Genomic DNA, 26,481 nt, shown 5'->3' with positions numbered 1-26,481 from the left:
ACGCTTGTTTGTTTAGTTTTCAAAGAGCAACTTCGCCCGTAGGCGACTTTCTTAATATAACACACCGACTCACAGGAGTCAACTGTTATTTTTCGTTTGCCGCCAGCTGTTCAGCAGCGACGTTTATTAATATACCAGCTTCCTATGTATCCGTCAATACTATTTTTATAACTTTTCTTCTTATCAGTTGGACTCTTTCTGCTGGCTTTTATCAAAGATAGGCATGTACTTCAGGCATTCATTAGGAATCGCGACTCTCTTGAAGAGTGAAAACAATATTTTATATCGTTCCTTCATCGACCTTTTAACAATGTGTTCTATTCTCTCATCTTTTAAATCAAAGAGAATTTCATCCATTTCTCTTTTGATCAAGTACTCCATTTCCTTGATTTCTTTTTCATTGATTAAAAATGCACGCACGGAAACACCCCCCCGCCTTATTTTTCTGTAGTGTTTTCCAATTTCCTCTGTTTTATCATTTATTAAAAATTTTCATCATATCTCGGATTTCCATTCATAAAAATGAGACAAGGAGTGCTTAGGGACGAGGTGAAAGGAATGAATTTCTTTTTTGTACTGAATGGAAAGTCTTTAAAACAGTTTGTGGTCATTGTGATTGCCGCATTTTTTACTGCCTGGTTTTTTTATACGGAAAGCATCATACAGATTCCCGCATTCTCAGCAAATGATGGACCAAAAGCGGTCTACAGGGGAGAAAAGGATATTGCTCTTACTTTCAATATTGGCTGGGGCGATGAAAAGGCAGGTCCGATTCTTGATGTTCTTGAACAGCATAAGGTTCCGGCAGCTACTTTCTTTTTATCAGGTGCCTGGGCTGAAAGGCACCCTGATCTTGTAAAGAGGATTGTCAAAAGCGGTTATGAAATTGGAATGCTTGGCTATGACTACAAGGATTATACTGAACTTGAGGAAGCAAAAATGAAACAGGATATCATGAAAGCCCAGACGGCTTTCTCCAAGCTCAATATTAAAAACATCGAGCTGCTTCGGGCGCCAACAGGCCATTTTAACAAAACAACGATTAAGGCTGCTGACCGTGCTGGATACACCGTCGTGCATTGGAGCCTCGATTCAAAGGATTGGACCAACCCCGGCACTGATGCAATTGTTGAAACCGTTTCGAAAGCTAACAAGGGAGACATTGTTCTTCTTCATGCTTCCGACTCGGCAAAACAAACTGCAAAAGCTCTCCCGGGAATCATCGAAGACATCAAAAGCAAGGGATTGAAGATGGTCACAGTCTCACATATGATCGCCAATGCAGAATCGCAGTCATCTGAAATAAAATAGCATAAACGAATGCCCGTCCAGCGAAGTCCAATGGGCGCTGGAGCCAGACAAGGAAAAGAGCTAGCGCAGCTTAGCAACCGTATTATTGGAGCGTTCCGATTTAAGATAAAGGAAATTGATATAAAAAAACCGTCGCGGTATTATTGCACCTTCGACGGTTTTGCTTTTTTTTGCGCTTTTTGGCTCGTCCCTTTTTCTTTCCTGGCTGCGGACTCCCGCTCTTCAGCAGACTTACGGTTATATTTCGGAAGGGTAAGAAGCTGGTAGGCATTGCAGGCGAGGAGCGAAAACAACATCAAATATAGCCAGCTGTGCTCATTCACTCTAAGAACCGGAACCCACTCAACCATGGTTACGACAACCATAAAAAACAAGGCTGGGATAAATGCTTCTTTATTTGTCTGCCTAGCTTTGAAGAAAGCCACAATTACGGCTGGCACTACAGCTAAAAGAGCAAGCCCGATATACGGAAGCCAGCTGTCCCCTTTTCCGGCAAACGCGTTGTATCTTAAATAAACCAGGTCAAAGATAGCGACAGCCACCAATATAAGCTGTACCGCGTTCCAAAGAGAAGCAGACTTAAAAATGCCAAGGCCAAACTGATGAATCGTCAAATAGGCAAAGAAACCCATCTGGCTTAAAATGCTGAATATAAGGCCAATTCCAATAAGCCATAATAAGACTGACAAAATTTCCATGATATCAAAATGGCTGAAAAGAGGCTCGAATTCACTCCAGCGCACAATAAAGCCCGTTATACTGGCTGCAGCCCCTCCAACCAGCAAAGTGGACAAGAACAACCTTACCCAATTTCGGCTCGTCACAATATTTTCCCCCAAAAATAAATTTCCCCTCTTGATTGTACCAACCAAAGATTGAAAAATCTACACATTGCCTCTTACCGAATAATATTTGGCGTTTGGCCAACCATAACATTAGGGCTGCCTATGCGAAAGGGGAAATACAAATGTGGAAAAAAGCAAGTAAGTTCCTCCCCGTTCTCGGTCTGTGCATGCTGGCCGGATGCGCTCCTGCCGAGTCCGGCGGGGAACAGATGGACTATGAAATGACAAAGAAAATGGTTGTCGATATTTTAAAAACCGATGATGGCAAAAAGGCGATCCAGGAAGTAATGTCCGACGACGGAATGAAGGAAAAGCTAGTCCTTGACCAGTCCGTTGTATCAGATACCGTCCAAAATACACTCGTATCAGATAAAGGAACACAATTCTGGAACAAACAGTTCAAAGACCCTAAATTTGCCCAATCCATGGCAAAAAGCATGAAGACAGAAAATGAACAGCTACTGAAGGACATGATGAAGGATCCGGAATACCGGGGAATGATGATTGAAGTAATGAAGGATCCGGAGCTCGAAAAGGAGCTAGTGGAAGTACTGAAAAGCAAAGAGTATCGAAAGCATATGCAATCCGTTGTAACCGAGACATTTGACAGCCCGCTTTTCAAAGCCAAAGTTCAGGATATGCTGATAAAAGCAGCTTCCGAAGTTCCAGATAAGCAACAAGGCGGTTCGGGCGATTCTGGCGGCGGAGGCGGAGGCGGAGAAAGCGGCGGCGGTCCGTCACCCGGAGGGCCATAATGGAAAAGACAGCCTCTCATGATGGAGGCTGTCTTTTTCGCTTATTTTTTAAGCAGCTGAACCACTTTTTGGGCGATGTTCGTATAGATCGCGCCAATTTGGTCATCTTCCTTGTAAATGGAAGGGGCAAAATCGTTCTCGTCCCATGTAGGCTGTCCAAGTGGCAGTTTTCCGAGCAACTCAGTGTTCAGTTCTTCTGAGAGCTTCTCTCCGCCGCCTTGTCCAAATACATATTCTCTTTCTTCTGTAAGCTTGCTTTCGAAATATGACATGTTTTCAATGACACCAAGAATTTCATGTTCTGTCCTCAAGGCCATGGCACCGGCACGGGCGGCTACAAAGGCTGCTGTCGGATGTGGCGTTGTGACGATGATTTCCTTGCATGCCGGAAGCATATTATGAACGTCAAGGGCTACGTCACCTGTTCCAGGAGGTAAGTCAAGAAGCAGGTAATCCAATTCTCCCCACTCTACATCATTGAAGAAATTATTGAGCATTTTACCAAGCATCGGTCCGCGCCAGATAATTGGAGCGTTGTCTTCGACGAAGAATCCCATCGAAATGACTTTAACTCCATACCTTTCCACAGGAATGATCTTCTCCCCACGCACTACCGGACGTTGCGTGATTCCCATCATGTCCGGGACACTGAAACCGTAAATATCCGCATCCACAAGTCCCACTTTTTTGCCAAGGCGTGCCAGCGACACAGCCAGGTTTACTGAAATAGTCGATTTCCCGACTCCTCCCTTTCCGCTTGCGATGGCAATGAAAGTAGTCTTGCTGTTAGGGGACAGCAACCCCTCCTCTTCATTTCCTTCTGTCCTGAACTGGGATAGCACTTCGTCCGAAAGCTCGGCGAACCTCAATCCTACTGAGTCGGCACCCGCTTCTTTCAAAAGGCTGACAATTTGTGACTGAAGCTGAAGCTGCTCGGCTGTCCCGGTCTTGGCAATGCCAACCTTGACACTGACATGATTTTTTTCTTCTTTTATTTTGACTTCTTGTATGGCGTTGATTTCTGCGAGTGTTTTATGTAAAAACGGTTCCTGCAGACCGCCGACGATTTCCCGTACTTGAGCATCTGTTAACATCCTGATACCCTCCTATTGTTTTATACTTGAACAGTATACCATAGAGTATGAAGGCATTTGTGTGAATAGGGTCACACCTATTGTGTCCCTACCCCTCTTTTACACATCTTGATAAAAATCTAACCTTTTTTATCCAAAAAGAAAAAAGAAGAAGCTTTTCTGCCCCTTCATTTCCAGAATTTCCGTTCTCCCGAATAATATCGGAGAATTCCCTCATAAATCGAGGCGGCTAGCTCATCCTGATACTCATCTGTCTTTAGCAAGCGTTTTTCTCCCGGATTCGAGATAAAACCAACCTCTACCAGCACGCCTGGTTTTTTCGTGTGCTTCAGCAAATAAATCTGGTTCGCTGACTTTGCTTTACGGTCAGTATTCTCAAGGTTTCGCCGCAGCTCTGCCTGAATAAGGGTAGCAGCCCGTTTGCTGTCCCTGTAATTTCCCGAGTAAAAGGTCTGCGCGCCTTTCCACTTTGGCGATGGGATTGCATTCAAATGGATGCTGGCATAAAAGTCTGCGTCTGATGTATTGATCAAATCACGCCGCCTTTTTAAATCCTGGACTTTTCGTTTTCTGAACCCTTTTAAATCTTTATCAGCAAGGTCCACATCTGTTTCTCTCGTCATGATCACAAGCGCCCCCTGCTGCTGCAAATAATCCCTCAGCTTTAAGGATATACTCAGGGCAATCTCTTTCTCGCGTGCATCTTTCCCTCCAGCGCCCGGGTCAACCCCTCCATGGCCCGGGTCAATCAGGATAACCTTACCCGACAGAGGGAGGTTCCAGGACTTCCATGAATCCCTCTCGGTAAAATCGTATTGCAAAACGAGAAACAGCAATGCCAGCCCTGCCGAAAACAAAACAAACTGAAGCTTCTTTATCATCCGGACCAAACCATCCTCCCCCTAAAGCGCTCGTCCCTTTTACTTTAATGTATGGGACAGGAAGGATGTTTAGAACTCCGGAGCAGCCTTAATGAAGCCGCATTTTATATCTCTTTTCACCCCTGGTGAATCCGTCTCTCCACCAGGCATCCACATACTTCTCACATAGAACATACAGCGACTCTGCCGCTGGGCCCTCCTCACCATTCCCCCAAAACAGGAAAAAGTTGTACAGCGTATCAGTTAGGTGCTGTTCATCTTCACTGCACCTTAACCTTGCTGATTCAAGCGCCTCGCCATGGTAGCCAAACTTGCTGTATCTCGCTCCAAGCAAGAAGGCTTCAATCGCCACATCATAACAGGCTTCTTCTATGCCTTTATTCATCACAAGCCCCGTAACAAGACGTGAAGAACCAAAGCAGCCCTTCATCCTCTCCTGCAGCTTCTTGAGCGATAGCTCGCGGAGCATGGAGCGCTCATATTTAATTTGCTTTTCGCGTTTTTTATCTGTAAAAGTCGTAACTACATTCACACTCAAACTTCTCACCCCTTGAACGTAGTTTTCAACACCCCTGCCGCTTGCATTCCAATACAGCGAGGGATTCCGTTTCCAGTTTTATCACCTTTTTCAAAAAGCAATCCGGCAAGGCACAGCAGGCCCGGAGATTCAAGCGATTGAATTAAGAAGGCACAACCTTTGAATAAAAAAAACCAAGGCGCATGTGCCGAGGCTTCATTTGGCAATATAAAATGAATGGATGGATGGGGAACTTTAGGTGCATGACCGGTATCGGTTTACTTTGAAACAGTTACTTTTCCATTTAAGGTGGATAATTTTATTGTATTTTCTCCATTTCCAATCACAGTGCGCCTGGAAGAATCGCCAAATACATCTACGGTTCCATTGGCAGCTTCTACACTAATGGTGGCATTTGTCGGCTCTTTTTCTGTTTGAATGTCAATTTGACCGTTCGTAGTTTCAAAATCTATATTCTGGCTGAGATCCTTTGTCAAAAGTGAAATCTTTCCGTTCAGCACATCCCCGGAAATATCACCATCAATGTTTTCTAGGTGTATTTTCCCGTTTTTCGATTCGACAGCAACATTGTCACTTTCGAAATCCTTCAGGTCTATTGTTCCATTGATCGTTTTTACAGCGACATCTTTTACACCCAGTTTTTCTGCTTTTACATTTCCATTTCCCACATTCACACGCAATTTTCCATACGATTTTTCAGGAACATATACTTTTATAGCGAGGGCGGACTCAAATAAGTCGAAGTTGTAGAATTTAAGCTTTTCTTCGTTTAATTGAACAGCGAGCGTATCTCCCTCTATAGCAGCATCAAAGCTGTATTTTCTATCCTTTTCTCTATCCCCTGATAATTCAACTTTTGCTGTTTCGTTATTTACAGGGACAATTTCCACTTCAGCGTTATCAACATGAATATCCACATTTGTGAAAGTTCCTTTTTCAAAAGTTCTTTCTTCTGAAATCTCTTCTGCTGATTTCTTCGTGCCAAGCGTCAATATGCTCCCGGTAATACCGAGTAGTAAAAGCACTAAAGCAACAACCGATATTCTTTTTATATTAGGCATGTTTCACGCCACCTTTCACAACGCTGAGATTGTATTTCAAATAACGGACAAATCCATTTTTTACCGCCCGGGTTGCGAAGAACATTCCGATTGCGATAAATAACCCAAGGCCTGCAAGCGCAATGGAAACAAATAAGTCAAAAAGCTCAAATATTTGCGGATGCAAGGCAACATTTATTAATACGAGCAGCGGGGCAGCGACGAATGAAATCCCAACGGCCCAGCCAGCAGCGATTAGCCCTGTTAATGCAATAAACGGCCCTAACACAATGACAAGATTGAAAAATCCCAAGCCGATAACAGCCCAAACCGCGCGAAAAATGTTGCCAGCCGTAGAGGTTTCATTCACTTTTTCAACCCGGTGCGTTGCTACCAGCTCTTTTGCTATTTGTTGAGGTGAACCTAGTGAAGCCGATATTTGCTCTTCTGTCTTTCCTTCTTCTAACCCAATCGTAAAATGCTCTTCAAAATCCTGCAAAATATCTTCCCGGTCATCCGATGAAAGACCCTTCAAAGATGTATTTAATTTTGTAAGGAATTGTTTTTTAGTCATCGTTAACACCTTCCTCGATTAATTGATTTACACCATTAGCAAATTCCTTCCATTCCTTGAGCAGGTCGTGAAGATACACTCTCCCGTTATCCGTTAACTTATAATACTTCCGCGGCGGTCCTTCTGTGGATTCTTTTAGGTACGTTGTAAAGTGTCCATCCTTAGTTAATCGCCTTAACAGCGGGTACACAGAACCCTCGGATATATGAATTTGTTCGGATATCTTCTGAACAAGTTCATAACCATAACGGTCCTGCTTATCCAATAATACGAGGACACATAATTCCAGCACGCCTTTTTTAAATTGAACATTCACTATGAGTCATACCTCCTTTCAGAGTAAAAGGTATTGTTTATTGTATAGTACTTGATTTTGCAAGGATCCTCAACTCAAAGATAACACACGGTACTGTTCTATGCAAGGTACTAGATGTTATATTTTTCCCTTTTTAAAAATCCCGCTTTCGTCAGGTTTAATATGGTTGAATAACTGATGAGGAAAGCAACGTTACTCATTGGGATAAAAGTGAGGAGACTAAAATGTTGCTTTTCTTTATTGCTCTACATGTGGACACTAAAATAGGAGTAAGAGTGAGACTTGGTTGTTGTCTCACTCTTACTCCTATTTTGTTTTGCCCTAAGATTCTAAAGGTATAACATCCGTTATTCCATTTGGACAACCTAGATATAAAAAAATAACAACTGCTTTATTCCAACCATACTTTCTTCAATTTTGACTATACTAAATTGCACAATTCGTTAGCAAAGTCGATAAGTTACAATTGATGAAATTTTATCATTCGACCATCCTTGATGAATGTTGAAGAGTTGGGGAGTGTCTCCTAAGTTTTCAAGATACTTGATACGGCCTTTGAAGCCTCTGTGTTCAAATAAAATAACCAAAGTCTTCGGTCCTACTCGAACAGAAGAAATTCTGTCATTCCACCAATCTCCCACGTATTCCTGGGATTCGCCTGAGAGCAATGTGTATTTATGTCCATCTCCATTGATATGCTCATAAAAGGTATTAACAGAAGCACGAACGTCTAAATCATAACCAAGATGGTTATAAATCATCAAACATACCTCCAATACATTTTCTTTCTATACACGCTTATAATCGATCTGACCATCTATATGGAAAATTACATACACTTCCATCCAGTTACTGTTAGCACAGTCGATAAGTTTTGATTGAGGAGAGTTTGTCATTCCACCCCTGTCTATGAATATTGTAGAGTTGGGAAGTGTTTCCTAAGATCGAAAGCCAAAATAGCTGTGGGTCCTTTTCATTGATGTAGATTAAGAAAATACTTTTGTGCTTATTCATTTGTATTTTGATTGATGCCACTTTGTTTTCAGGCTTTTATAGAGAAGGTTTAATCCTCGATACATTGGGGTTTCATTTAAAATTCAACTTCGCCAATAAAGTGGGAGTGGAAGAAAATCACTCGAAGGTGGGCGGCTTTCGGGTACAAAAATTTGAGGTCGGGACTATTGCAGGAATTCTTAATAAATAAAAAATACCCGTAAGCCAAAAGGCTTGCGGGTATTTTGATGTTGATATTAACGTTTTGAGAACTGAGGTGCACGACGAGAGCCTTTAAGACCGTATTTTTTACGTTCTTTTATTTATAAATTAAATATGAAAAAACCGGAAATAAAATGTTTTACTGAAAGCCTGATTTATCAGGCTTTTTTTTCGATTTAATGAAAAGCAGAAAAAATATCGGTAAATATAGAGGGTGGAGTGCTGTTTTAATTATGGATGTCATTTCATCTTATGTTGAGTATATGGACACTTTAATGGAATGACAATCAGAGTAGTTTTTCCTAACCTATAACTAAGTACATATTGCCATATACCTTAATTAGCTGTGCAAACTTCCCCTCAGCCAAGGACGAGGGCGATAGGGACCAATTGGGATTTGGATTAGGCTGGTCTTTACTTGTTGATCCATTTTATAGAGTTCATCACTCAAATTCGCGTCAAATCCAAGAAGCGGGTGCCCTCCCATCCCGAGAGCTGATGCAGCCAAAAGCAATCGTTGCACGAGCATGCCTGCTTCCATCTGTTGGATTCGGTAGCCCCTGTATCCTAGTTCTGTTTTATAGAATTCCTTGTCACCAGCCACATGCAGACAAAGTGGTACCTGGAGCAAATTCACATTATCCAGAGACATTCCAGTCTGCAAATGGAGTCGATGGTCTCCTGGGCATATTTCTCTTAACGTGTGTTCTGTGCTGTCATAATAGTACGCCCCATTAGAAATACCTTCAACATTATATAAACAGCTGTAAATTGTTACACGAGGGACGTTACTCCTATATACTTCATCCAAATCATTTCGGTATGAAAAAGAAGCCATTGCTTCTAGGAGAAGGGTGGCCAGTTGTTGTTGACTCACCATCCCCAAAACGAAATCCATGTCGGGAGAAAACCGGTTTCCGCAGGCCTCGGCCAGATCATACGACAGGGGCTCTATATGAGGCAATGCCACCGCGGGATCCACACGTTCCGCAATTCCCCTCCCCTTGATCACCCGAAATGACCATGTGGAATCCAGCTTAGAAGCTTCGTTCATCGCAGTTATCATCGGATATTCTTTGACACTAAGTGACCGCTCGAAATGTTCTGGTTGAATCGCTGGCAGCTCTTGTCTCAATTCCTCCGATATAACATTTTCGTATAGGTCCCTTCCGTTAGTAGACCAGATGGTGGCTTCCACCGATAGTGGGATTACACTATATACGCTCTCCTCCTGTTCGGATAGTCCAAGCAGATGATTGATTGCGGTATCAAGAAATTGAAAGTACACCCCTGAGGCGAAGCCAAACCGTTTCGCTACCTCCATTAACTGTCCAATTAGCACACCAGCATCCAACCCTTGGAGTCGGTACGCAAAGTTGTTGTATTTAAAGAAATTTTTCCAGAACATTGTCGACACAAAGACAATACCAAAACACGAGGAGATGTCACACCGATTGCCCAGAGCCCTGGCTAAATAGGAATCGAAATTCCCTTCCCGCAGCAATACCAGGCTATGGTGTGCTACATCATAATGGTAGACTCCATCAGGGAGTCCCTCTACCTTCAAATACACGTACAATTCGTTAGGGTACAACGCTCCACCAGAAGGAGCAAACCGCCGATACGACTGCAAAGGGTAGGAATCTTGCTCTGTGGAATCCATTGGAAAGACTGATTGGCTCAATTGAGTAAAACCGAATACATACCAGAGAAAATGACCGACTCTATTAAGGTCCAGTCTTGCGGGAGGTTCTCCTCCAGTAAGCGTCAGCGGTACTTCCGTGGACAATGGAACAACCGGTAATCCACGGTAGAGTTTATATGCAAGCGGTGCATCCTCCCAATCCGCTTCCCAGTTCGGCTGATTTGCCTTATCAATATCAAAATGCAGATTGTGCAGAAATTCTTCCAGACTCATCCTCTACCTCCTAATCACTGCTTAAGGAAACGGATGCGGATGTGGATTGAGTTGTTCTGGTGTCAATGGTTTATTCGTATACCCAAGCTCCATAGGGACTCGGAGTACCCTCTCAAGCCCTGTCAGGCGGGTAAGGTGATGCCCGAATGTCATCGGCAGCATCCCCGGAATCAGTACTTTTACGCAATACAATCCGTTTCGTATCGTTTCCGGTGTCGTCTGGTCTACTATAATTACATCAAGGTTTAACTGACGGAACACCTGAAGGATGTCTTGCAAATCATCGGTAAGATCCGTATGATTCGACTTCCACTTAAACTCCTCCTTAAAAGTTCGCATTGGGCCCTTGTCGTCAAGCAAAAAGCTTAAGCGCTCTTCTGCTTGCGGCAAACCGTACAGCATGCCGTGGTCATCCATCTGCCGCACCAGGGAAGAGTCATGCAGCATTCTTTCATACTCCTCCTGGTTTGCCTCAAATTTTTCATCAAGGTTCAGCATCATGCCAGCAAGCTCGTGAACCGCGCTTTTCACCGCCCGTACCGGATCCAGATGAGCTCCGGCCGCACAGATGAGATTCAATCCCTTTTCCTTTCTGTTTTTAGCCATTGCCCAAATACTTGGAATACCGTGTTCCATTGTGGAGTTATACAAATACAAATCATACCCAGCGACCGCTCGCATCCGTTCGACCATTAATTCCAACTCCTGGTCGTCAGCTGTAAAAGGATCCAGTCGCGGAAGGTTCAGCTTCGCGTACCAAGTCATCAGGAATGAATCACGCTCGACCACTTCCATAATTCCGTAGAAAATGGCCTCCTCTAAACTTCCTCCTAGCGCACATCCATTGGAGGTTTCATAGATAAAACCTTGTGACCCACATCCAACACTGTAATAGGCAAGGCGCTCTGGAACCAGAATTGGACTCTCTTCTAACAACGAATAACCCCATACCCAATTAATAGAACGGTCAGGATCAAACGATTTAAATGGAAAACCAGGCTGAGCATATTGTTCCTTTGCGTGTACGCCTACTTTCAATGGATTGAGCGCTTGATTTTCCAGGTTACGAAAACTATCATGGATTACTGTCCGTTTGCCACGTGGCTCTAAACCGCAGTGCCGCTCCAATCCCTCTAAAATGGCTGTCAACACGCTTTCTGCGTATGAATGAGTCCGGCCAGCTGTTCCCTCGTCCCCGGCAAACATAGGCAGATTGACACTCGCATCAGCAAATGGAGGCACTAGGTCATACATTTTACTATTCAAAAGGCCAGTACGATTATCCAGATAGTCTTTAACAATAACTTTTTTCATCTCATCCAACGGACGGCAGCGGAAACTGCTGGAACTGATTTTTGGACTTGGCTGCAGTGAAATTCGGGCTAATGTCTGTGAATCGTCGGGTAATCGACCGCAGACCGGACACAACGGGTTGGGCAGAAAAGAATGCCATGAGCTCTTCAGTGTTTTCAAGTCAATTAGATATACCTTACCTTCTGAATAAGCCTGATCACCTTGTAATAAATTCTGTACCTCAACCCCAATCAGGTAAGCCATTTGCAAAAGTCCGGTACTTGAAGCCCACGGGTCACTTCCCATTCCTCCGGCCACAGCCAGCCTCTGTTGCACCTCCCACATCTCTTTGCGGTCACGTCCTCCCATGAGACGTCTCATGTCTGCACATTGAGAGCAACCTGCTGCACCTGGTCGTACGAGCGGACCAACTACACCTTCTCCAAATGAAACGAAGCCTCTGAGCCAGGGAGTACCAGTCTTTCGTAACACTTCTTCCGCCTTTTGATGAACAGAGGGTTCCCAACCATCATCCAAAAAAAGGGCCAAATCAGTATTTTTTGGAACTCCTTCCTCAAAATTGGACTTACGAGTAACTAGATGGTGTGCTGACAGTTCTTCGCTTACACGGTCCGCCAGCACCCCTTCTCCGACAACCAACACGAAGGAACTCAATGCGATTCCTCCTCTCGCAGCAAAACACCAAACACTCCGTCTAGTTGCTCTTTAAAAACAGGTTCAATCCCTAATTCGAATACTAAGACCCGTTTTCCATTCCGTTCCAATATTTCCATGGCTCCCTGTAGGATGTCCGCTTGTATCCTCTCTTCACACGCAGGAATGCTAAGACTAACCGGCATCTTCTCTTCCAAAAGTACGGAAGTTACCTCACAGGCTAGTTCATTAGAGGAATCCGATTTGTTTTGCACTTTGATAAGTGCCTGCTGTAATGCCTTCCGTAACGCCATTGTTATATTTAAATCTGCACTGCCATACCATCCATCTTTCGTACCTACCCATACTACAGGAAAACCGGATACTTCCTTTCCTGTTCCGATAATTGGTGCTCCCTGCATCGTAGTCAGTGCCTCTAAATAGAATCGGCATCTCTCATCTTCTATAAAACTCAACTGTACTCGAGAAACACAATACTTCTGATTAAGTTGTTGCTTGTTAAGCTCCTCTGCCAAACACTTTTGCAACCCACGGCCAACACCTTCCACAAACGATTCACCAGCTCCAACCCCGACAATTTCCTCAGGTACTACTAAACTTCCATCAACATTTTTATTTAGTGGCAGAGTATTAACGATCAAACTGACCATTCGCGACACATACGTTTCAATCCCAGTTAGTCCTGCTTCTCTTCGTGCCTCCTCATGAGTCAAACCTGAACAGACGATGTCTTGCATCAACTCAGCTGGTCCCTCCGACAACGGGTCGACTGCCTGAACGCGGCACTGAGCTAACGGAAGCTGCTTTAAATCTCCCTCCTCCCAAATATGGAAGATTCCCGATTCCTCTGATGTCAAGTGGTTGAAATAAAGAAGTAATTTACCTGACTCAACTTTCTCTAAGCCTATTTGGATCCGGCTTTCGACATCTTCAACCCATTCAGCAGATATACCGCTTGTTACCAGTGGATGAGGCAAAAACGAATGCCAGTTTCCCTCCAATGTATCCAAATCCAGAAGAAAAATCCTATTCTTCTGTTCCAATCCCATGACTCCTGTAACCTCTTGAAACAATTCAAATACGATCATATTGGCTAACAACGATCCCGGAGTGGCAGAGAAGGCAGGGAATTGCTCATTTTTGAATAAGACAGAATGGTGTAAACGGCGCCATGCTGTCTCCCAACACACCTCAGAATCTGGATGTACTAATGGACCTGCTAAACCTACCTGCTGCAGGCATATAGCGGGGAGAAACATTTTCTTCTCTTCCCTGCAAACTGTATGAAGATGTCTAAGTTCCTCTAGTTCTCCCTCCTGACTCACATACAAAATCGAATCAAAGGGCTTCACTATTTCTCGCCAACCCTCCTTCTTTTGCGGAACCTCCTTTAAGTCAACCTCTGGGTCTATTTTTCGTGCATATTCCACGAGTTCTTTTAACCTCTGTCTATTGGTCGGAACCTCGTCTGTGATTAGCACTTGGACCTTAGTCAAACCGGATTCAATCAACGAAGAAACCAATGAATTTAAAATAGGACCAGAGCCAACTGCCAGCACTTTGGCCTGACGAAAATCTTGAAAACGGGCCGCCCCAGAACCAACTAAATTGTCCACAAATTCAATTTGAGATGCATGCTTTTTAAGATGATAATCCGACAATTGATGCGGAAGGTCCTGGCTTAAATCTCGAACATACCCATTCGCATACAGCACTTCTGCAATTTCATATACCCGATCCTGGTATGGACGAGGCAATCCGTTAGTCAAATGCCCTAACGTATACTCCCCATTGAACATCGGTAACAACTTTTCAACCCACTGATCGATCCCACTGCCTTCGATACGGAATGAACTTAAGTTGTTTCGAAAATACACACCTCTGTTTGGTTCAGGGAGATAAAACGTGTCCCTTTTCACTTTCAGACGCATAGAAAGGTTCAAATTTGCCATCTCTCTCCTCCTTACCCCTTGTGACCATAAATGTTCAATATCACTGCCACTACCATCGTATGTACAGCAATTTGTCCGTTATGTCTTTTCTTATAGAGAAAGACCCCTGCAACAATGCAGGGGACCTTCTCAAATAGAAAACTAAACTATTAACCGGCTTAGCTGCCGCCACCGCCGCAACGACCACCGCAACTTGAGCAATGAGAACAACGGAAGCAGTTAGAGCAACGGAAGCAGTTAGAGCAACGGAAGCAGTTAGAGCAACTAAAGCAGTTAAAACAGCTAAAGCATCTAAAACAGCTAAAACAACTAAAGCATCGGCCAAAACCAAATCCCAAACCAACGATTTGTCGATCCTGATCGGTATAGTACTGATTTTGATCCCAGGGGACTGCCTGAGTCGCTTGGAAATCGCCAACATTCAACATTTGAAGTTCACTTTGGAAATCATTCATTTTCTTTTCCTCCTCAAATAAATTAACTAGGGGTACCAGCAACTTGAAACGGGAACAGCCGAGTTAAATCGAAAAAGAACTGTATACCAGACGAATACATCAAATATTTCGAATACTCCTCAACAAATTATGTACAATAGATGGGTATTGTTACTGATACAAAAGCCTAATTTAACGGAACTGGAAAAAACCGTTCAAAACGAAAACAGGATGATAATAAAAACAAAAAATAAAAAAACCGCCTGGATTGGCGGCTGAATCATCAAAACTAGTGTATTATTTATAGACATTCGTATGCTCAACGGCAGGGAAAGCAAAGCGTAAAAGTCCGGAAACGACAGCAGCCAGGACAATGATACCGTGATTGGCCAACTGTTTTTCTAGAACGGCCAGTAATACGACAGATGCACCGATTAAAAAGAAATTAAGGTCAAAAAAAGCAATGGGCTTTTTGGTAATTTCTGAGTGGCGAATATTATACATATCATATATATTTATTTCAGGAAGGAGTTGTAAAATTGAGAAAATTTTTAACTGCAATCTCTTTAACCTTGTTTTTTTATACTGCTCTTTATTTCTGTCTAATGGTCGCAAATTCTCTTTCCAAAATAGGTCTAGATGGTCGAATACCTTTTATTGCAGCAACAATTGCTCCGATAATTGGATTAATCATCGCTTTCTTCGGGAAAGGGAAATTGAAGGGTGCAAGTATAGGGCTGAATGTGATGGTTATTCTCTTCTTTGATTATTACTTTATACTCGGGTTATTTTGGGATGCTTAAAAAACAATATGTTGCAATTTTCAATTGAAAGGCCAGGATAACTTCTAGTCTCCCCGGTATATTAGTGGAACTAGCACATTTGATAAGATTTCTATCGCAAGCACAACGACCAGGTTATGTTTTATAAGTTGAATAGCAATAATCGTGTGTACGGCAACAAGTATCTAGTGAATCTATCGGGAGTCCAGGGCCACTGCAACCAGCGCCACACCAGTTATAATATTTTAAGTCAAAAGTACAACACCAACCACTAAAAATGCAATCGGCAACTTTGGATTCAAGTTCTCCTTTTGTATAATCCTGGATCTCGAGCTTAATATCCTTTCCTTCGAAATCACTCGTACCTTCAAATTCAAATTCTTCATTCCAGAAGCTTACAACATTAAATTTAGGCAAACCATTTTGGAAATCGAGTTATCGAACACTTGCTGTGGTTAGGTTCTTCCCTCCCTCAGCTTCTGTAGTTACAACTTCGACATAAGCCTGATCGGTAAGTTTAATGTTTGTGATTGTCTGGGTACCTTTCAAAACTTCATCTTCCCCTGTTTCGACAGAGAGATATTTTCTTTCAAAGACTTTGGTTTCAAGGAAAAATCTTTTCCCAGTTGGTTGTTTTTTTTTTTAGCATACTCAATTGCCTTTTCTACTCCTGGTAGTTGAAGTGGTGAAAAGCTTTGAGATGTTATATCTTCATTTTTAATAGCTAAGAATGCTAAAATACTGCTCCCTGCTATTATTAAACGGATCGTGAGGATAAAAGGTACCGACAAAATCCGTATTGGCCAATACCCATTCCGTAATTGAACCAGTCATCCCCCACAACATAGCACCGATCACAATCATAAGTATCCCTTTTAATCGCAACATTATCAAAACGCCCCTATCATTTCATATGTACATCTATGTTATGGAAAAGCACCGACTACTTACAGTTCACTAGATTCCTTTTCCTGATTAGCAGATTGACTGAAAAAATCTACGATCAGTGGGGAGATTTTTACTTATGTAAAAAGAAATTTTCAGCTTACTCATTTAGGTAGAGAATTAATACTTTTAGCTGAAGATTTAATTTCTACTCATGAACAGATTAAGAACATGCAAAGCATCCACGAAGTTAAGGGAGTATTAAAAGTGGCTGCACCCGAGTCTTTAACAATCTCTAGATTAGGTCCAACAATAAGGGAATATTCCTTAAAATATCCTCATGTCAAAATAATATTAACCAACGGTACATGCGGGCAAAACCAAATTAATAAGTGGACGGGTAGATGTTGCCTTAATGGTCTATTCCAGAAATAAAATAAGGAGAAGACAGCGGAGAAGTTTCAGAAGTACATCGAACTTTGAATTGTGTTCATATGTGGTCAAAAGCACTTTTCAAGCATAAAAAAGACCCCCAACCAAAATGGTTGAGAGCCTTTGAAACGTTGAAAATTAACGTTTTGAGAACTGAGGTGCACGACGAGCGCCTTTAAGACCGTATTTTTTACGTTCTTTCAAAGGCGGGCTTATTTACCATTATACGGAATTTGATAAGCCGCTTTAAATCAACGTTTTTCCCTTTTAGGCTTTCTAGGGATTGTAACCGATTTTATGTAAAGGGTTTCAAGGGGTATTCAAAAAGGTATTTAAAATATATACGCTGGCAGGCTATTTATAGGAAATTTTTTAATCAGATTTCTGCTGTTTATAACTTTAATTTTTATCTGATATAAATTCACTCTCAATAGTCTAATTTATATTTTTTTGGTATGTCCTTTTTCCTTATAGACCATAAATCCCTCCTTGATTTTGTACAAGCCCCATAATTTTCGTTTAGTAAGTGCAGCCAATTCTCCTAATTGATCACTTCGATATTTTTTATATACTATTATTCAATACTCCTCCTGAAAGTCGATGCAAAATTTTTTAAACTCGTGGTCACTTAATTCTACTCTCGGATGACTGTATAGTTTGAACAAGGCACTCCTCTTTTCTTCACATTTTCCGTCGTTTTCCTCAGCTCCTTGATATCATTAACTTTCGACCGAATTATTGCCTTTATTAAAGCACCTTCAATATTTTTCACCATTACATACATCACTCATTTTTGCGAAAACATCAAGTCAAAAATAATTATACGCATAAATCGGAGGAAATTAACAATATTTGTCGAAGTATAGCAGTAGTTGCTACATTCCTTTTATTAGTGGTAAAAAGTTACCTAGCTTTAAGTTTTATAACCATGATTATTTCAATATTAAAATTACTTGGCTTCTAGCCTAAAAGGAATGAATATTGATGATAAATTTTTTTTATAGATTATTTCTGACTTTTAATTCAACCTCCCTAATAATCGTTATTTTTTTAATAAAAGAACAAGAAACAATTAAATGGCCTCAGATAATGTCATTTATACCTGACTATATATCATACATTTTGTATTTCCTTTTGCCTGTTTTTTTTACTTATCTAAGCCTATTATTATCACGTTTGTTATCTAATGATAGTTTAGAAAAATCTAAAAAAGTTATTGAAAAAGAACAAACACTAGAACTTTCAAAAATCGCTGAAGTTGAGCAAGCTAACAATTCTTTTTTACCTAGTTATTTAGGATACTTTTTTGTTGCATTGAGTATTCCCTACTTCGAAACTTTAATTATTGTCTTTTTACTTTTATTTATATTTACCTTTTTTTCACAAACACTTTATTTTAACCCTTTATTTTTATTATTTGGATTCCAGTTCTATTATTTAACTACCATTAATAGAACTAAAATCTTTTTAATTACCAGGAAATCCCTTAAAGACCCTAAAGATATTAATTTGCCAAATTTAAAAAGAATAAATGATTTTACATTTATTGATTTAAGGAGATGAAACATGAATTATTTAGTTGCACAGACTAAGGGAAAAGACGGAAAAATATTAAAACTTATTTCAGACAAAGTTATATTCAATTTACCAGATGATTTAGATAATGCAAAAATATTTAATTCCGACTATAAATTAGAAGATGATGAGTGGTTTCATATACCTAATTTCTCTAGCGAGGAATACTGTATAGACTTTTTGATTAGAGAATTTATATCTACTGATTACGACCAAATAGGAAGAGATGATTATAAAAACTTACTTTATTTATGTTCTTTCCAAGAAAATATTTATTATTTCCAAAAAATAACTCAATCTCTAATTATCAATAAAAAATGGTTTAAAATATCCGGTGAACCAGTACTTGAAGATCAATCACCTATAATAGTTATAAATGAAAATCCCGACGCTATTTATTTGAAATCTAACGATACTCTCTACTTTAAGAAGATTTCTAGACTCACTTCAATTTTCAAGGGCATAATAGATCTTTACAAGGAGGCAACACAACAAGAGACAGAGGACTTTTTAAAAAGTGATTTTATAAAGCTTGAAGAAGAATACGATGCATCAAAAGTAAAAACTGCAAATAGAAAAAGAATAGCACTTGCAATGGATACACTTAAAGAATTTACTCCCAAAGAAAAGCGAACAATCTATTCCTACATTAAAGATTATTGTGGAAATTTGCCTTTTGAGGAGGAAGAATCAAAATTTAAAATTAGAAATGAAGATGAATTAAAACATCTATTATGGGGGATTGAACAAAGATATTATACTACGCCGGTTGGCAAAGAAAAAATGGTCGCAAACTCTGTATCAAAGGTTGAGCTATAAAAGACAATTGTTCTTTAATTATTAAGATATGAGTAAAGGCTGGCTAGACTATCTTTACCTGGCTTATTCAAGTTACGAGTCTTTAGCATGAATAAGCCTTGTGATTTATAACATGAGATTTTACTGTGCATTACAAGGATACCGTTCAATGGATAAGATTATTAGGCAATCACGCTTAATGAAGCAACGAAAAAAGCCTAATTTCTCAATTTTAATGCTGAAAAATTGGGTTTTTTTATTGGAATTTCCTTAACGTTGTAAATCCTCATTTTACTTACGCTAGACCTATAAGAGGTTCACTTTGAAATACACACCGTATGTCGTGATGGTGTGTGTTTGTGATGTAAGGAATCAAAACGGCAGACAGTCTCGGATGTGGTATCCGGTGCGTATCTCTATCGTGTGCAGCACTACACCTTATGCCGAATAGCGAGTGTAGAATTATTCATTCAACAGTAATAACAGGGGGGAACTATCCTTTTAAGATAGTTAATGGAACTTAATCGGATGATAATAACTGAACATAGATTTGTTTACATAGTTTCTGAACATATATTAAAGGTAAAAAGGTAAAAAACTAGTTTAATTACTATGTGTTCATAAATTGATGACTTTCTGAACGAGCATAAAGCCGATAATTCCTTAAGGCTAGAATTATCGGCTTGTCCATATTAGTTTAGCGTATTTTTGTTGAGACGCTTTTCAATTTTAATCCCATATCATGGGTCTTTCCAAACCAACCATTCTTAAGTATTGTAAAAATTGACCTGCATGGACGGCATCATGGTAAGCAATCCGTAAAAGCATGTCGCCTAAATATCGCTGGTAGCCAACATCACTTCGGTCAATCATTCTTGATTCTAACTCTTCTATGGAGAGGGATTGAACATAATCTATAAAATCTTCAAAATATAATTCTGATAGTTCTATCTCTTTTTTAATAGAAATGATAGGTTCTTGGTCGTATGGAGTAGGTGTTTCTGTTTTAACAGATCCATTGTTTCTTAAGACCATATGGTAATGGAAACTTGCACTCCATACATGACGGATCATTTCCCCGAAGGACAACGCTTCTTTATCGGGTCTCCAAGTGATCCAGTTATCGGGAAGTGATTCCCACAATTTTATAGAGCGTCGACGGGTTTCTTTTAAGTTCAATAAAGTAAGATCAACTGCATTCATAATTAATTCCCCCTTAGTGTTAGATTCAAGGTAATTGTATCAAGAATGCATTTAGGGTATCATCGAAATATGAATGTATATCCGAATATCTCATATATTGCAAAACTTATTGGTGAACCAACAAGAGCAATAATCTTGGATTGTTTAATGAATGGGCAAGCGCTACCGGCTAGCGAGTTAGCTTATATGGCAAAAGTGTCACATCCAACAATTAGTTCCCATCTCTCTAAATTGGTTGACGGTAATCTACTTATTTCGGAACAACACGGTAGACATCGCTATTTTCGGCTTGCTAATGAAGAGGTAGCAGAAGTTCTCGAAAAATTGGGAACAATTGCACCTCCTGTTCAAGTTCGCTCATTGCGGCAGTCGGATCACCTAAAACAAGTTCGCCATGCTCGAACTTGTTACGATCATCTAGCTGGGGAACTCGGTGTAAAGGTTGCTGAGGTACTACTTGATAGAGAATTCGTAATTTTAAAAGATGGGGAATACGTTGTAACTGAACAAGGGAAAAAGTGGTTTTTTCAATTTGGAATCAATATCGAAGAGGCAAATACAAAAAGGAGGATATTTGCAAAACCTTGCCTCGATTGGAGTGAAAGACGTTATCATATTTCTGGTTGGTTAGGATCTGCGATAGCTACTTGCTTTTTTGACAAAGGATGGATTAAAAAAGCAGAAAAAAATCGAGCAGTCCATCTCACAAAAAAAGGTACAAAAGCATTGCAAGATCAGTTTGGTATTAAAATTAATGGTGAGGAGAATAAATTAGTTTAAATCTATCAGTCCATCAAATGATGGGCTCTTCTATTTATCTGTCGAATTTACCCCGAAATTTCTGGGTGCTACCTTTTATCCCTTACAGTAGGAAAAATTCGCTTTAATAATGTGATTATTTGCTTAGCGTATGTTGGGCGCTTTTTGTTGGTAGGACCCCTTATTGAAAAAGAATTAGTTTTAATTATGGATTCATCACAACCAACCTTAAAAGATGCGACCGTTTTTCAGTTACCAGATATCTTTGCCACAGACTATCAAGGATCAGGTGGCAGTAGTAACACCGCACGTAATGTCGCCCCCTATAACTATACGTACGTCATGTGGCACCACGGGTGTATATGGTGGGAAACGTCGTGCGAAGAATCGTTATGCACCGCCCTTCGGTATGCCTCATTTACGATATTCATACGGTATGCGACATATTATCCACATATAGTGAGATGTGCGTGAATTCATCACGGTATCTCATATGTCATGCGTATGCGGTGCGTTATTCGGTGCGACATATATGCGAAATCATATGCTAATGGACGGTGTGTGCATGCGGTGTATATATCATGTGCATGACCGTGCGTATGAGATGTGACATATCGTAAATAACGTTTTGGATGTCACACGGCATGCGTCATCTTATGTGTACGAGATATGGTATGGTATGCGGTACGGTGTGCAATACGGCAGAGAAGCCGACTTACTTTTTGTGAAAAATAACCGGACAACCCAACCTAAACGATTGAACCTCCAGCCTATGAAGGCTGGAGGTTCTTTTTTTTGCCAGCAGACCGTTATGCTGCAGAGCAACAGAGTCCTAAAAACGTTATGTTGACAGCGTTTTAATGACAACCCGTTCCATCGACGCGGGTCCCGCGCCCGTCGGTGGTTTTTCTTGATTCGCTCGCTGCCGCTCGTATAACCGCTCCGGGCTTCCCGCCCCGTTGTCACGCAAAAACCCTTCTAATCAAGAGCAGCCAAGGCTTTTCGAGCGGGTCCCGCGTCGGTCGGTGGTTTTTCTCGATTCGCTCGCTGCCGCTCGTATAACCGCTCCCTCCTTCCCACTCGAACATCCCTGAAAATCCCTCGTCCGAAGAGCGCGGAGCCTTCCTCCGCTCGGTGGTCTTTCCTGCCTTCTTTCCCGCGTCCCTCTTGTCCCAATCGGTACGTACAGAGAGCGATTTCCTGACATACAACCGCCTCGCGTCGTCCGCGCTGTCGGACTCCAGATCCCTTTCCTGAAGGTCCTCTCCTGACGATCCGCTCCCCGTTCGGTCCGCGTCTCTATCTTCTTTTTTGACAGCGTCCCCCTACCTGATTTCGTGACAGCTCCCTGGGCGCCTGTGAGCCGAATCCCGCCCCGCAACTCGGCCCGGATTTCTGTCCCAAGGCTTGCCGCTGTCGGGGCAGAAACCGGCCGGAAACGTGCGACGATGCTGTCATACGCCAGTTTGCCTTGCGGACAGTCGACGTATTTGCGGATTGTTGATACGGCGCGGTTTATCGAGGGCGGAATACGCGGCGTATTCGGTATGGATGTCGCCCCGGAATGGCGTACCGCCTGTCGCACCGGTGTTTGTGAGGTTGCTCAGGTGTACGGTGCGTGATTCGGTATGCGGTAGGGGGAAGAGCATAAGGGGGACGTATGACAAGCATCGCTTCGCTCATTTGTCAGTCAGCATAGCTGACCGTCCCCCTTACTGCGTCGGCTTCGCTCTCCTTGCCCCTGCGCTTGCGCTTGGGGTGCTCATTCGGAATCTCCTATTCGTCGATTCCTATTTCAAAATGCGCTCCTTCCCTCCAGCAGCGCTAAATCGTTATCGTTGCTTCCATTCCGGTAAAAGTCTATTCAATGAGCCACGCGCTCCCGGAACAAAGCTTGCGCTTCGTTCGTACGCACATCAGAAACATATCTGTACGCACGCCTGTCTGGTCAAGCGGACCGGTGTGCGCTCGCTTAACACCGGTCCAGAACTCCTTTTTCGGCGTGCGAAAAACCGAAAGACCTGGCGGGAATGCTCGCACATTTTTTTCAAGACCATCAAATTCTTCAAATCCCCCAAAGGATTTGCATGATTTAGGAAAAAATGATAAACATAGGATATATATATGTAAACAAAACGAGGTGATACAATGACACCTAAAGATGAAGAACATCACACTAATAGGCAAGAAAGCACCAAAACGGAAACCAAAAATAAAGTACAGAACCAAACAGGGGCGAATCACATGGTCACAGTTCAAAATTGGGGAAATAGTTTAGCGCTTCCTATTCCCAGTCAATTCGCAAAGGCTCTAGGTGTGCAAAACGGTTCTCAGATTGAGCTCGAACTCTTAGACGACAAAATGGTTATCAAACCCGTCAGAATCAAACCATCGCTGGACGATTTATTAGCACAAGTGAAAGGAAAAACTAATCCGCACTTGGATTATAACTTTGGTGTACCAATAGGGAAGGAATTGATTTGAGTCTAACTGTCCCACCCAAAAAAGGGCGGGTTTCAATCCGCAATCAGGGACTGAACAAGCCGCCGGTCATCTCCCTTATTCAAAGTGCGAGATGAAGCACCAAGAGAAACCGTGCAGAACTCCTTGGACATCATACATTCTTGTCTTAAAAGAAGCGGCCGGATGCGATCGCTTCTTTTTTTACAAATGTCAGCAATAAAGTTTAAGCTGGTTTACTTTAAGTTTCCGGTTATATTATTCTTGTAATTTCAAATGAATCTTCTTAAATTCATATGAATACTTCATTTTCTTAAGGAGTTTCTTGGGTTTATTTTTACTTCTTCTGCTTTATGACAAAGGCATAATTATAGTCACTCTCATAATGATCCGGCTCTCCCCATGCCCATTCGCCATTGTAGGCTCCCAAGTAAATCAATTCCCCATTTCGGATGATAAGTTCTATTCCATGCTCCTGCTCCCACTCGCAACCTCCGCCTAAATGGACAACAGGTATTTTATCGTCCTCCGGCTCCTCTATATTCATCGTTCCAAATTCAATATAATGAAGCACATCCCTAATACGCTCAATCGCCGGTGGCTGCTGTCCAACCATTTCACAGAAATCTTCACAGTAAGCAATCGCTGCTTTACATATATCATCTACCAGGCTGCTATTCATACTATTCAGCGATTCTATACATGAAATCGCATATTCATTGCTAACATTTTCTTCAATCCACACATCTAAGTTTTGATCAAATAATTTAGAATAGACAGTTCCGCTCATTCCATCATCTTCTTGATAAAATTCCTCTAACATTCCTCACCAGCTCACTTTCTATAGGTTTTTGTTTCATTGTACTAGTAGTATGGGACCGCCTTGCTGTTGTTAGGAGTCGCTATCGTGATATACTAAGGGTTTATGGAAGAAAGTTTGAAGTCAATGTTGACTTAAGTATTTTTCTGCATCATCGGGTACTCTAAAATTTAATTCGGTAAAAGATACCTTGAGTGTTACATAAGGAACATCTTTGTATGTAATTAGTTGAGCTACTCTATGTAATGAACGATTCTTCTCTTCCTTTTCAGTAAGCTTTACGGTATTCTCCTGAGAAAAGATATATTCATACTGCTTTTTTACACCTTCAGGTAATGTAGAAATGCTTTTCCATTCGTCCATTCGTTGCTTCTTTATAAATGTTTCAATATCTTCCTTTTTTGTAAGAGTTCGCAGCGTTGTGCCATTTTCAATAGAATTCATCTCTATATTTTGAGCCTTGCCCAATGTTTGAATACTATCCTCTAAATCTCCCTTCTTTGTCACTGATCCTTGTTGTGCCTCATTACTTGAATCATTACATCCTGACAATACTAACGTAACAACCGCAACAATTGATAAAACATATACCTTGAAACTTTTCATTATTATCACTTCATCCCCTTTTTGTCTAATCTTTATTATTTAGCTACAAGTTAATAAAAAACGAGTGCGTCAAGAATTATGTGTAAATAGATAAATCCTTTTCTTGTATGTATTCAGTCATCAAGCTTCTTTGAACATCTCTGCCAGCTCTGCGCGAGCCTGATCAAATCCTATATGGCATCGGGTAGAGAAATTCTGATTATAGATTTCAAACTGGGCGACCAGGAAACGGTCCAAAGAATCCTCGTTTGGAAATTGCTCCTTGCGCTTGCTATACTTCTTCACTTTCTTGTTGAACGATTCAATGAGATTCGTAGAATAGATGCTCCGCCAAATGGACTTCGGAAAATCGTAGAAGGTTAGGACATAGGGATTCGACTCCAATGATTTCGTCACTCTCGGATAAGCAGCCTTCCATTTATCGACGAAGGTTTTAAGCGCTTCTTTGGCCAATCCTCTGCTTTCTGCCCGGTACACCGTTTTGAAATCGTCACAGATCTCCGCTCGATCGGCAACACGGACTTTGTGTGAGATGTTACGAGCTAGATGCACGCAGCACGCTTGATATTTGGCATCTGGAAAGACCGCAAAGATGCGGTCAGTAATCCCTTTTAAGCCGTCTGAAATAAAGAGAAGCACTTCTTCCACCCCACGCTCTTTCAAGTCCAGGAGTACTTCTTCCCAAACGAATGCGGATTCCGTTGGGGCAACTGTATAAGCCAGTACTTCTTTCGAACCATCCTCCCGAATGCCCACCGCAATATAGACGGCTTCTTTAGACACAGTGTCACGCTTGAGGGAAATGTAGGTCGCATCCAAATAGACGCAGGCATAGCGCGAGGCAAGCGGGCGGGATTTGAACGCTTCCACCTGCTCGCTCATCGCTTTGGTCATATTGGAAATGGTTTACGGCGTGTAGTGATGGCCGTACATTTTCTCGATGAGATCCGAAATCTCCGACATCGTGACGCCTTTCTGGAACATGTGAATGACAAAGGATTCCAGCGTATCGCTTGACGCTTGTATGGAGCTACCGTCTGTTGGTTGAATTCGCCGTTCCGGTCACGTGGCATGGAAAGTTCTAAATCCCCATACTCCGTATGGAGGGTGCGCGTGTAAGCGCCATTTTGGGGATTACCGGAATTGAAGCCAATGCGGTCGTGTTTCTCATAATCGAGGAAAGCCGCGAGTTCCGTCTGAAGCAGCGTATTTACTGCCGCTTCAAGATGCTTTCGAAAAACTTCGGAGATGTCTTCTTTTTTTTACTAGAGCTTGCATTATATCTGTTGTAAACTGAGTCATAGGGAAGGCCTCTTTTCT

General features: G+C 41.6%; 27 protein-coding genes and 3 pseudogenes. 8 read left to right on the top strand and 22 right to left on the bottom strand.

The genetic code is table 11. The features are described from left to right. Positions 1-183: 183 nt before the first annotated feature. Positions 184-381, bottom strand: coding sequence for a hypothetical protein (locus tag D1970_RS07965; protein WP_219915756.1), 198 nt, complete (start codon positions 379-381; stop codon positions 184-186). A 177-nt stretch (positions 382-558) separates the two neighbouring features. Between D1970_RS07965 and pdaB the strand changes: the two genes are divergently transcribed. After that, a complete protein-coding gene (pdaB, locus tag D1970_RS07960) occupies positions 559-1,311 on the top strand; it encodes a polysaccharide deacetylase family sporulation protein PdaB (protein WP_119112355.1) in 753 nt (250 codons plus the stop codon). 140 nt (positions 1,312-1,451) lie between these two features. Here pdaB and D1970_RS07955 read toward each other — a convergent pair whose 3' ends face one another. After that, positions 1,452-2,135, bottom strand: coding sequence for a KinB-signaling pathway activation protein (locus D1970_RS07955; protein ID WP_119112354.1), 684 nt, complete (start codon positions 2,133-2,135; stop codon positions 1,452-1,454). A 143-nt stretch (positions 2,136-2,278) separates the two neighbouring features. On the opposite strand from D1970_RS07955, the gene gerD reads away from it, so the two are divergent. After that, a complete protein-coding gene (gene gerD, locus D1970_RS07950) occupies positions 2,279-2,911 on the top strand; it encodes a spore germination lipoprotein GerD (RefSeq protein WP_119112346.1) in 633 nt (210 codons plus the stop codon). Between the two features lie 41 nt (positions 2,912-2,952). Here the strand turns inward: gerD and salA are convergent, their stop codons facing one another. The 13 genes from salA to D1970_RS07890 form a co-directional block, all read right to left on the bottom strand. Next, a complete protein-coding gene (salA, locus tag D1970_RS07945; protein ID WP_119112345.1) occupies positions 2,953-4,005 on the bottom strand; it encodes an iron-sulfur carrier protein/transcriptional regulator SalA in 1,053 nt (350 codons plus the stop codon). Positions 4,006-4,172: 167 nt separating this feature from the next. Next, positions 4,173-4,886 (bottom strand): N-acetylmuramoyl-L-alanine amidase CwlD, encoded by a 714-nt coding sequence (cwlD, locus tag D1970_RS07940; protein ID WP_119112353.1) that lies wholly within the window; start codon positions 4,884-4,886, stop codon positions 4,173-4,175. Positions 4,887-4,974: 88 nt separating this feature from the next. Continuing rightward, positions 4,975-5,418 (bottom strand): YbaK family protein, encoded by a 444-nt coding sequence (locus D1970_RS07935; protein ID WP_119112352.1) that lies wholly within the window; start codon positions 5,416-5,418, stop codon positions 4,975-4,977. 263 nt (positions 5,419-5,681) lie between these two features. Then, positions 5,682-6,485, bottom strand: coding sequence for a DUF4097 family beta strand repeat-containing protein (locus tag D1970_RS07930; protein WP_119112344.1), 804 nt, complete (start codon positions 6,483-6,485; stop codon positions 5,682-5,684). Then, positions 6,478-7,038 (bottom strand): HAAS signaling domain-containing protein, encoded by a 561-nt coding sequence (locus D1970_RS07925; RefSeq protein WP_119112343.1) that lies wholly within the window; start codon positions 7,036-7,038, stop codon positions 6,478-6,480. Before D1970_RS07925 ends, D1970_RS07930 begins: the two co-directional genes overlap by 8 nt. Continuing rightward, complete coding sequence (locus D1970_RS07920) at positions 7,031-7,354, bottom strand: PadR family transcriptional regulator (protein WP_119112342.1); 324 nt, start codon at positions 7,352-7,354, stop codon at positions 7,031-7,033. Before D1970_RS07920 ends, D1970_RS07925 begins: the two co-directional genes overlap by 8 nt. A 443-nt stretch (positions 7,355-7,797) precedes the next feature. Further along, positions 7,798-8,115 (bottom strand): beta/gamma crystallin domain-containing protein, encoded by a 318-nt coding sequence (locus D1970_RS07915; protein WP_119112341.1) that lies wholly within the window; start codon positions 8,113-8,115, stop codon positions 7,798-7,800. 489 nt (positions 8,116-8,604) lie between these two features. Beyond that, positions 8,605-8,670, bottom strand: a complete 66-nt coding sequence (rpsI, locus tag D1970_RS23365) for a 30S ribosomal protein S9 (protein ID WP_374978545.1) — start codon at positions 8,668-8,670, stop codon at positions 8,605-8,607. A 239-nt stretch (positions 8,671-8,909) separates the two neighbouring features. Further along, positions 8,910-10,487 carry a SagB family peptide dehydrogenase gene (locus D1970_RS07910; protein WP_119112340.1) on the bottom strand — a complete coding sequence of 526 codons (1,578 nt, stop codon included), beginning with the start codon at positions 10,485-10,487 and terminating at the stop codon, positions 8,910-8,912. Between the two features lie 21 nt (positions 10,488-10,508). Then, entirely contained in the window at positions 10,509-12,455 is a 1,947-nt protein-coding gene (locus D1970_RS07905) for a TOMM precursor leader peptide-binding protein (RefSeq protein WP_119112339.1), read from the bottom strand. Continuing rightward, complete coding sequence (locus D1970_RS07900) at positions 12,452-14,407, bottom strand: putative thiazole-containing bacteriocin maturation protein (protein ID WP_119112338.1); 1,956 nt, start codon at positions 14,405-14,407, stop codon at positions 12,452-12,454. The genes D1970_RS07905 and D1970_RS07900 overlap by 4 nt, the downstream gene beginning before the upstream one ends. A 158-nt stretch (positions 14,408-14,565) precedes the next feature. Further along, positions 14,566-14,835: a hypothetical protein gene (locus D1970_RS07895; protein ID WP_310648614.1), complete on the bottom strand. Its 270-nt coding sequence runs from the start codon at positions 14,833-14,835 to the stop codon at positions 14,566-14,568. Between the two features lie 303 nt (positions 14,836-15,138). Then, positions 15,139-15,402, bottom strand: coding sequence for a hypothetical protein (locus D1970_RS07890; protein ID WP_119112336.1), 264 nt, complete (start codon positions 15,400-15,402; stop codon positions 15,139-15,141). Here D1970_RS07890 and D1970_RS07885 point away from each other — a divergent pair. Further along, positions 15,381-15,644: a hypothetical protein gene (locus tag D1970_RS07885; RefSeq protein WP_119112335.1), complete on the top strand. Its 264-nt coding sequence runs from the start codon at positions 15,381-15,383 to the stop codon at positions 15,642-15,644. The genes D1970_RS07890 and D1970_RS07885 overlap by 22 nt on opposite strands. Positions 15,645-16,340: 696 nt before the next feature. Here D1970_RS07885 and D1970_RS22235 read toward each other — a convergent pair. Beyond that, positions 16,341-16,511 carry a hypothetical protein gene (locus D1970_RS22235; RefSeq protein ID WP_181213433.1) on the bottom strand — a complete coding sequence of 57 codons (171 nt, stop codon included), beginning with the start codon at positions 16,509-16,511 and terminating at the stop codon, positions 16,341-16,343. A 114-nt stretch (positions 16,512-16,625) separates the two neighbouring features. On the opposite strand from D1970_RS22235, the pseudogene D1970_RS22850 reads away from it, so the two are divergent. Continuing rightward, positions 16,626-16,932: pseudogene (locus D1970_RS22850) on the top strand (LysR substrate-binding domain-containing protein); the annotation flags it as partial. 146 nt (positions 16,933-17,078) lie between these two features. Here the strand turns inward: D1970_RS22850 and rpsI (D1970_RS07875) are convergent. Then, a pseudogene (gene rpsI / locus D1970_RS07875) lies at positions 17,079-17,144 on the bottom strand (30S ribosomal protein S9); the annotation flags it as partial. A gap of 780 nt (positions 17,145-17,924) precedes the next feature. Here rpsI (D1970_RS07875) and D1970_RS07870 point away from each other — a divergent pair. Both D1970_RS07870 and D1970_RS07865 read left to right on the top strand, forming a co-directional pair. Continuing rightward, the gene (locus D1970_RS07870; RefSeq protein ID WP_119112334.1) at positions 17,925-18,503 is read left to right on the top strand and encodes a KwaA family protein; all 579 of its coding nucleotides are present in this window, start codon (positions 17,925-17,927) and stop codon (positions 18,501-18,503) included. A gap of 3 nt (positions 18,504-18,506) precedes the next feature. Next, entirely contained in the window at positions 18,507-19,334 is an 828-nt protein-coding gene (locus D1970_RS07865) for a hypothetical protein (protein ID WP_119112333.1), read from the top strand. Positions 19,335-20,042: 708 nt separating this feature from the next. Here the strand turns inward: D1970_RS07865 and D1970_RS07860 are convergent. Next, positions 20,043-20,516 carry a DinB family protein gene (locus D1970_RS07860; protein WP_119112332.1) on the bottom strand — a complete coding sequence of 158 codons (474 nt, stop codon included), beginning with the start codon at positions 20,514-20,516 and terminating at the stop codon, positions 20,043-20,045. Between the two features lie 69 nt (positions 20,517-20,585). On the opposite strand from D1970_RS07860, the gene D1970_RS07855 reads away from it, so the two are divergent. Further along, positions 20,586-21,296: an ArsR/SmtB family transcription factor gene (locus tag D1970_RS07855; protein ID WP_119112331.1), complete on the top strand. Its 711-nt coding sequence runs from the start codon at positions 20,586-20,588 to the stop codon at positions 21,294-21,296. A 961-nt stretch (positions 21,297-22,257) separates the two neighbouring features. On the opposite strand, the gene D1970_RS07845 is transcribed toward D1970_RS07855, so the two are convergent. Beyond that, positions 22,258-22,482, bottom strand: a complete 225-nt coding sequence (locus D1970_RS07845) for a hypothetical protein (RefSeq protein ID WP_182478593.1) — start codon at positions 22,480-22,482, stop codon at positions 22,258-22,260. A 941-nt stretch (positions 22,483-23,423) separates the two neighbouring features. On the opposite strand from D1970_RS07845, the gene D1970_RS07835 reads away from it, so the two are divergent. Next, entirely contained in the window at positions 23,424-23,759 is a 336-nt protein-coding gene (locus tag D1970_RS07835) for an AbrB/MazE/SpoVT family DNA-binding domain-containing protein (RefSeq protein WP_246370274.1), read from the top strand. A gap of 313 nt (positions 23,760-24,072) precedes the next feature. Here the strand turns inward: D1970_RS07835 and D1970_RS07830 are convergent, their stop codons facing one another. From D1970_RS07830 to D1970_RS07820, 3 genes and pseudogenes are all read right to left on the bottom strand, one after another. Beyond that, positions 24,073-24,558: a DUF6985 domain-containing protein gene (locus tag D1970_RS07830; protein WP_119112327.1), complete on the bottom strand. Its 486-nt coding sequence runs from the start codon at positions 24,556-24,558 to the stop codon at positions 24,073-24,075. 120 nt (positions 24,559-24,678) lie between these two features. Beyond that, positions 24,679-25,161: a hypothetical protein gene (locus D1970_RS07825; RefSeq protein ID WP_119112326.1), complete on the bottom strand. Its 483-nt coding sequence runs from the start codon at positions 25,159-25,161 to the stop codon at positions 24,679-24,681. A gap of 120 nt (positions 25,162-25,281) precedes the next feature. Next, a pseudogene (locus D1970_RS07820) lies at positions 25,282-26,463 on the bottom strand (IS256 family transposase). Positions 26,464-26,481: the final 18 nt, after the last annotated feature.

This window comes from Mesobacillus zeae (assembly GCF_003570705.1).
Taxonomy (GTDB): domain Bacteria; phylum Bacillota; class Bacilli; order Bacillales; family Cytobacillaceae; genus Mesobacillus_C; species Mesobacillus_C zeae.
This window is presented reverse-complemented; position numbering and strand designations above follow the sequence as displayed.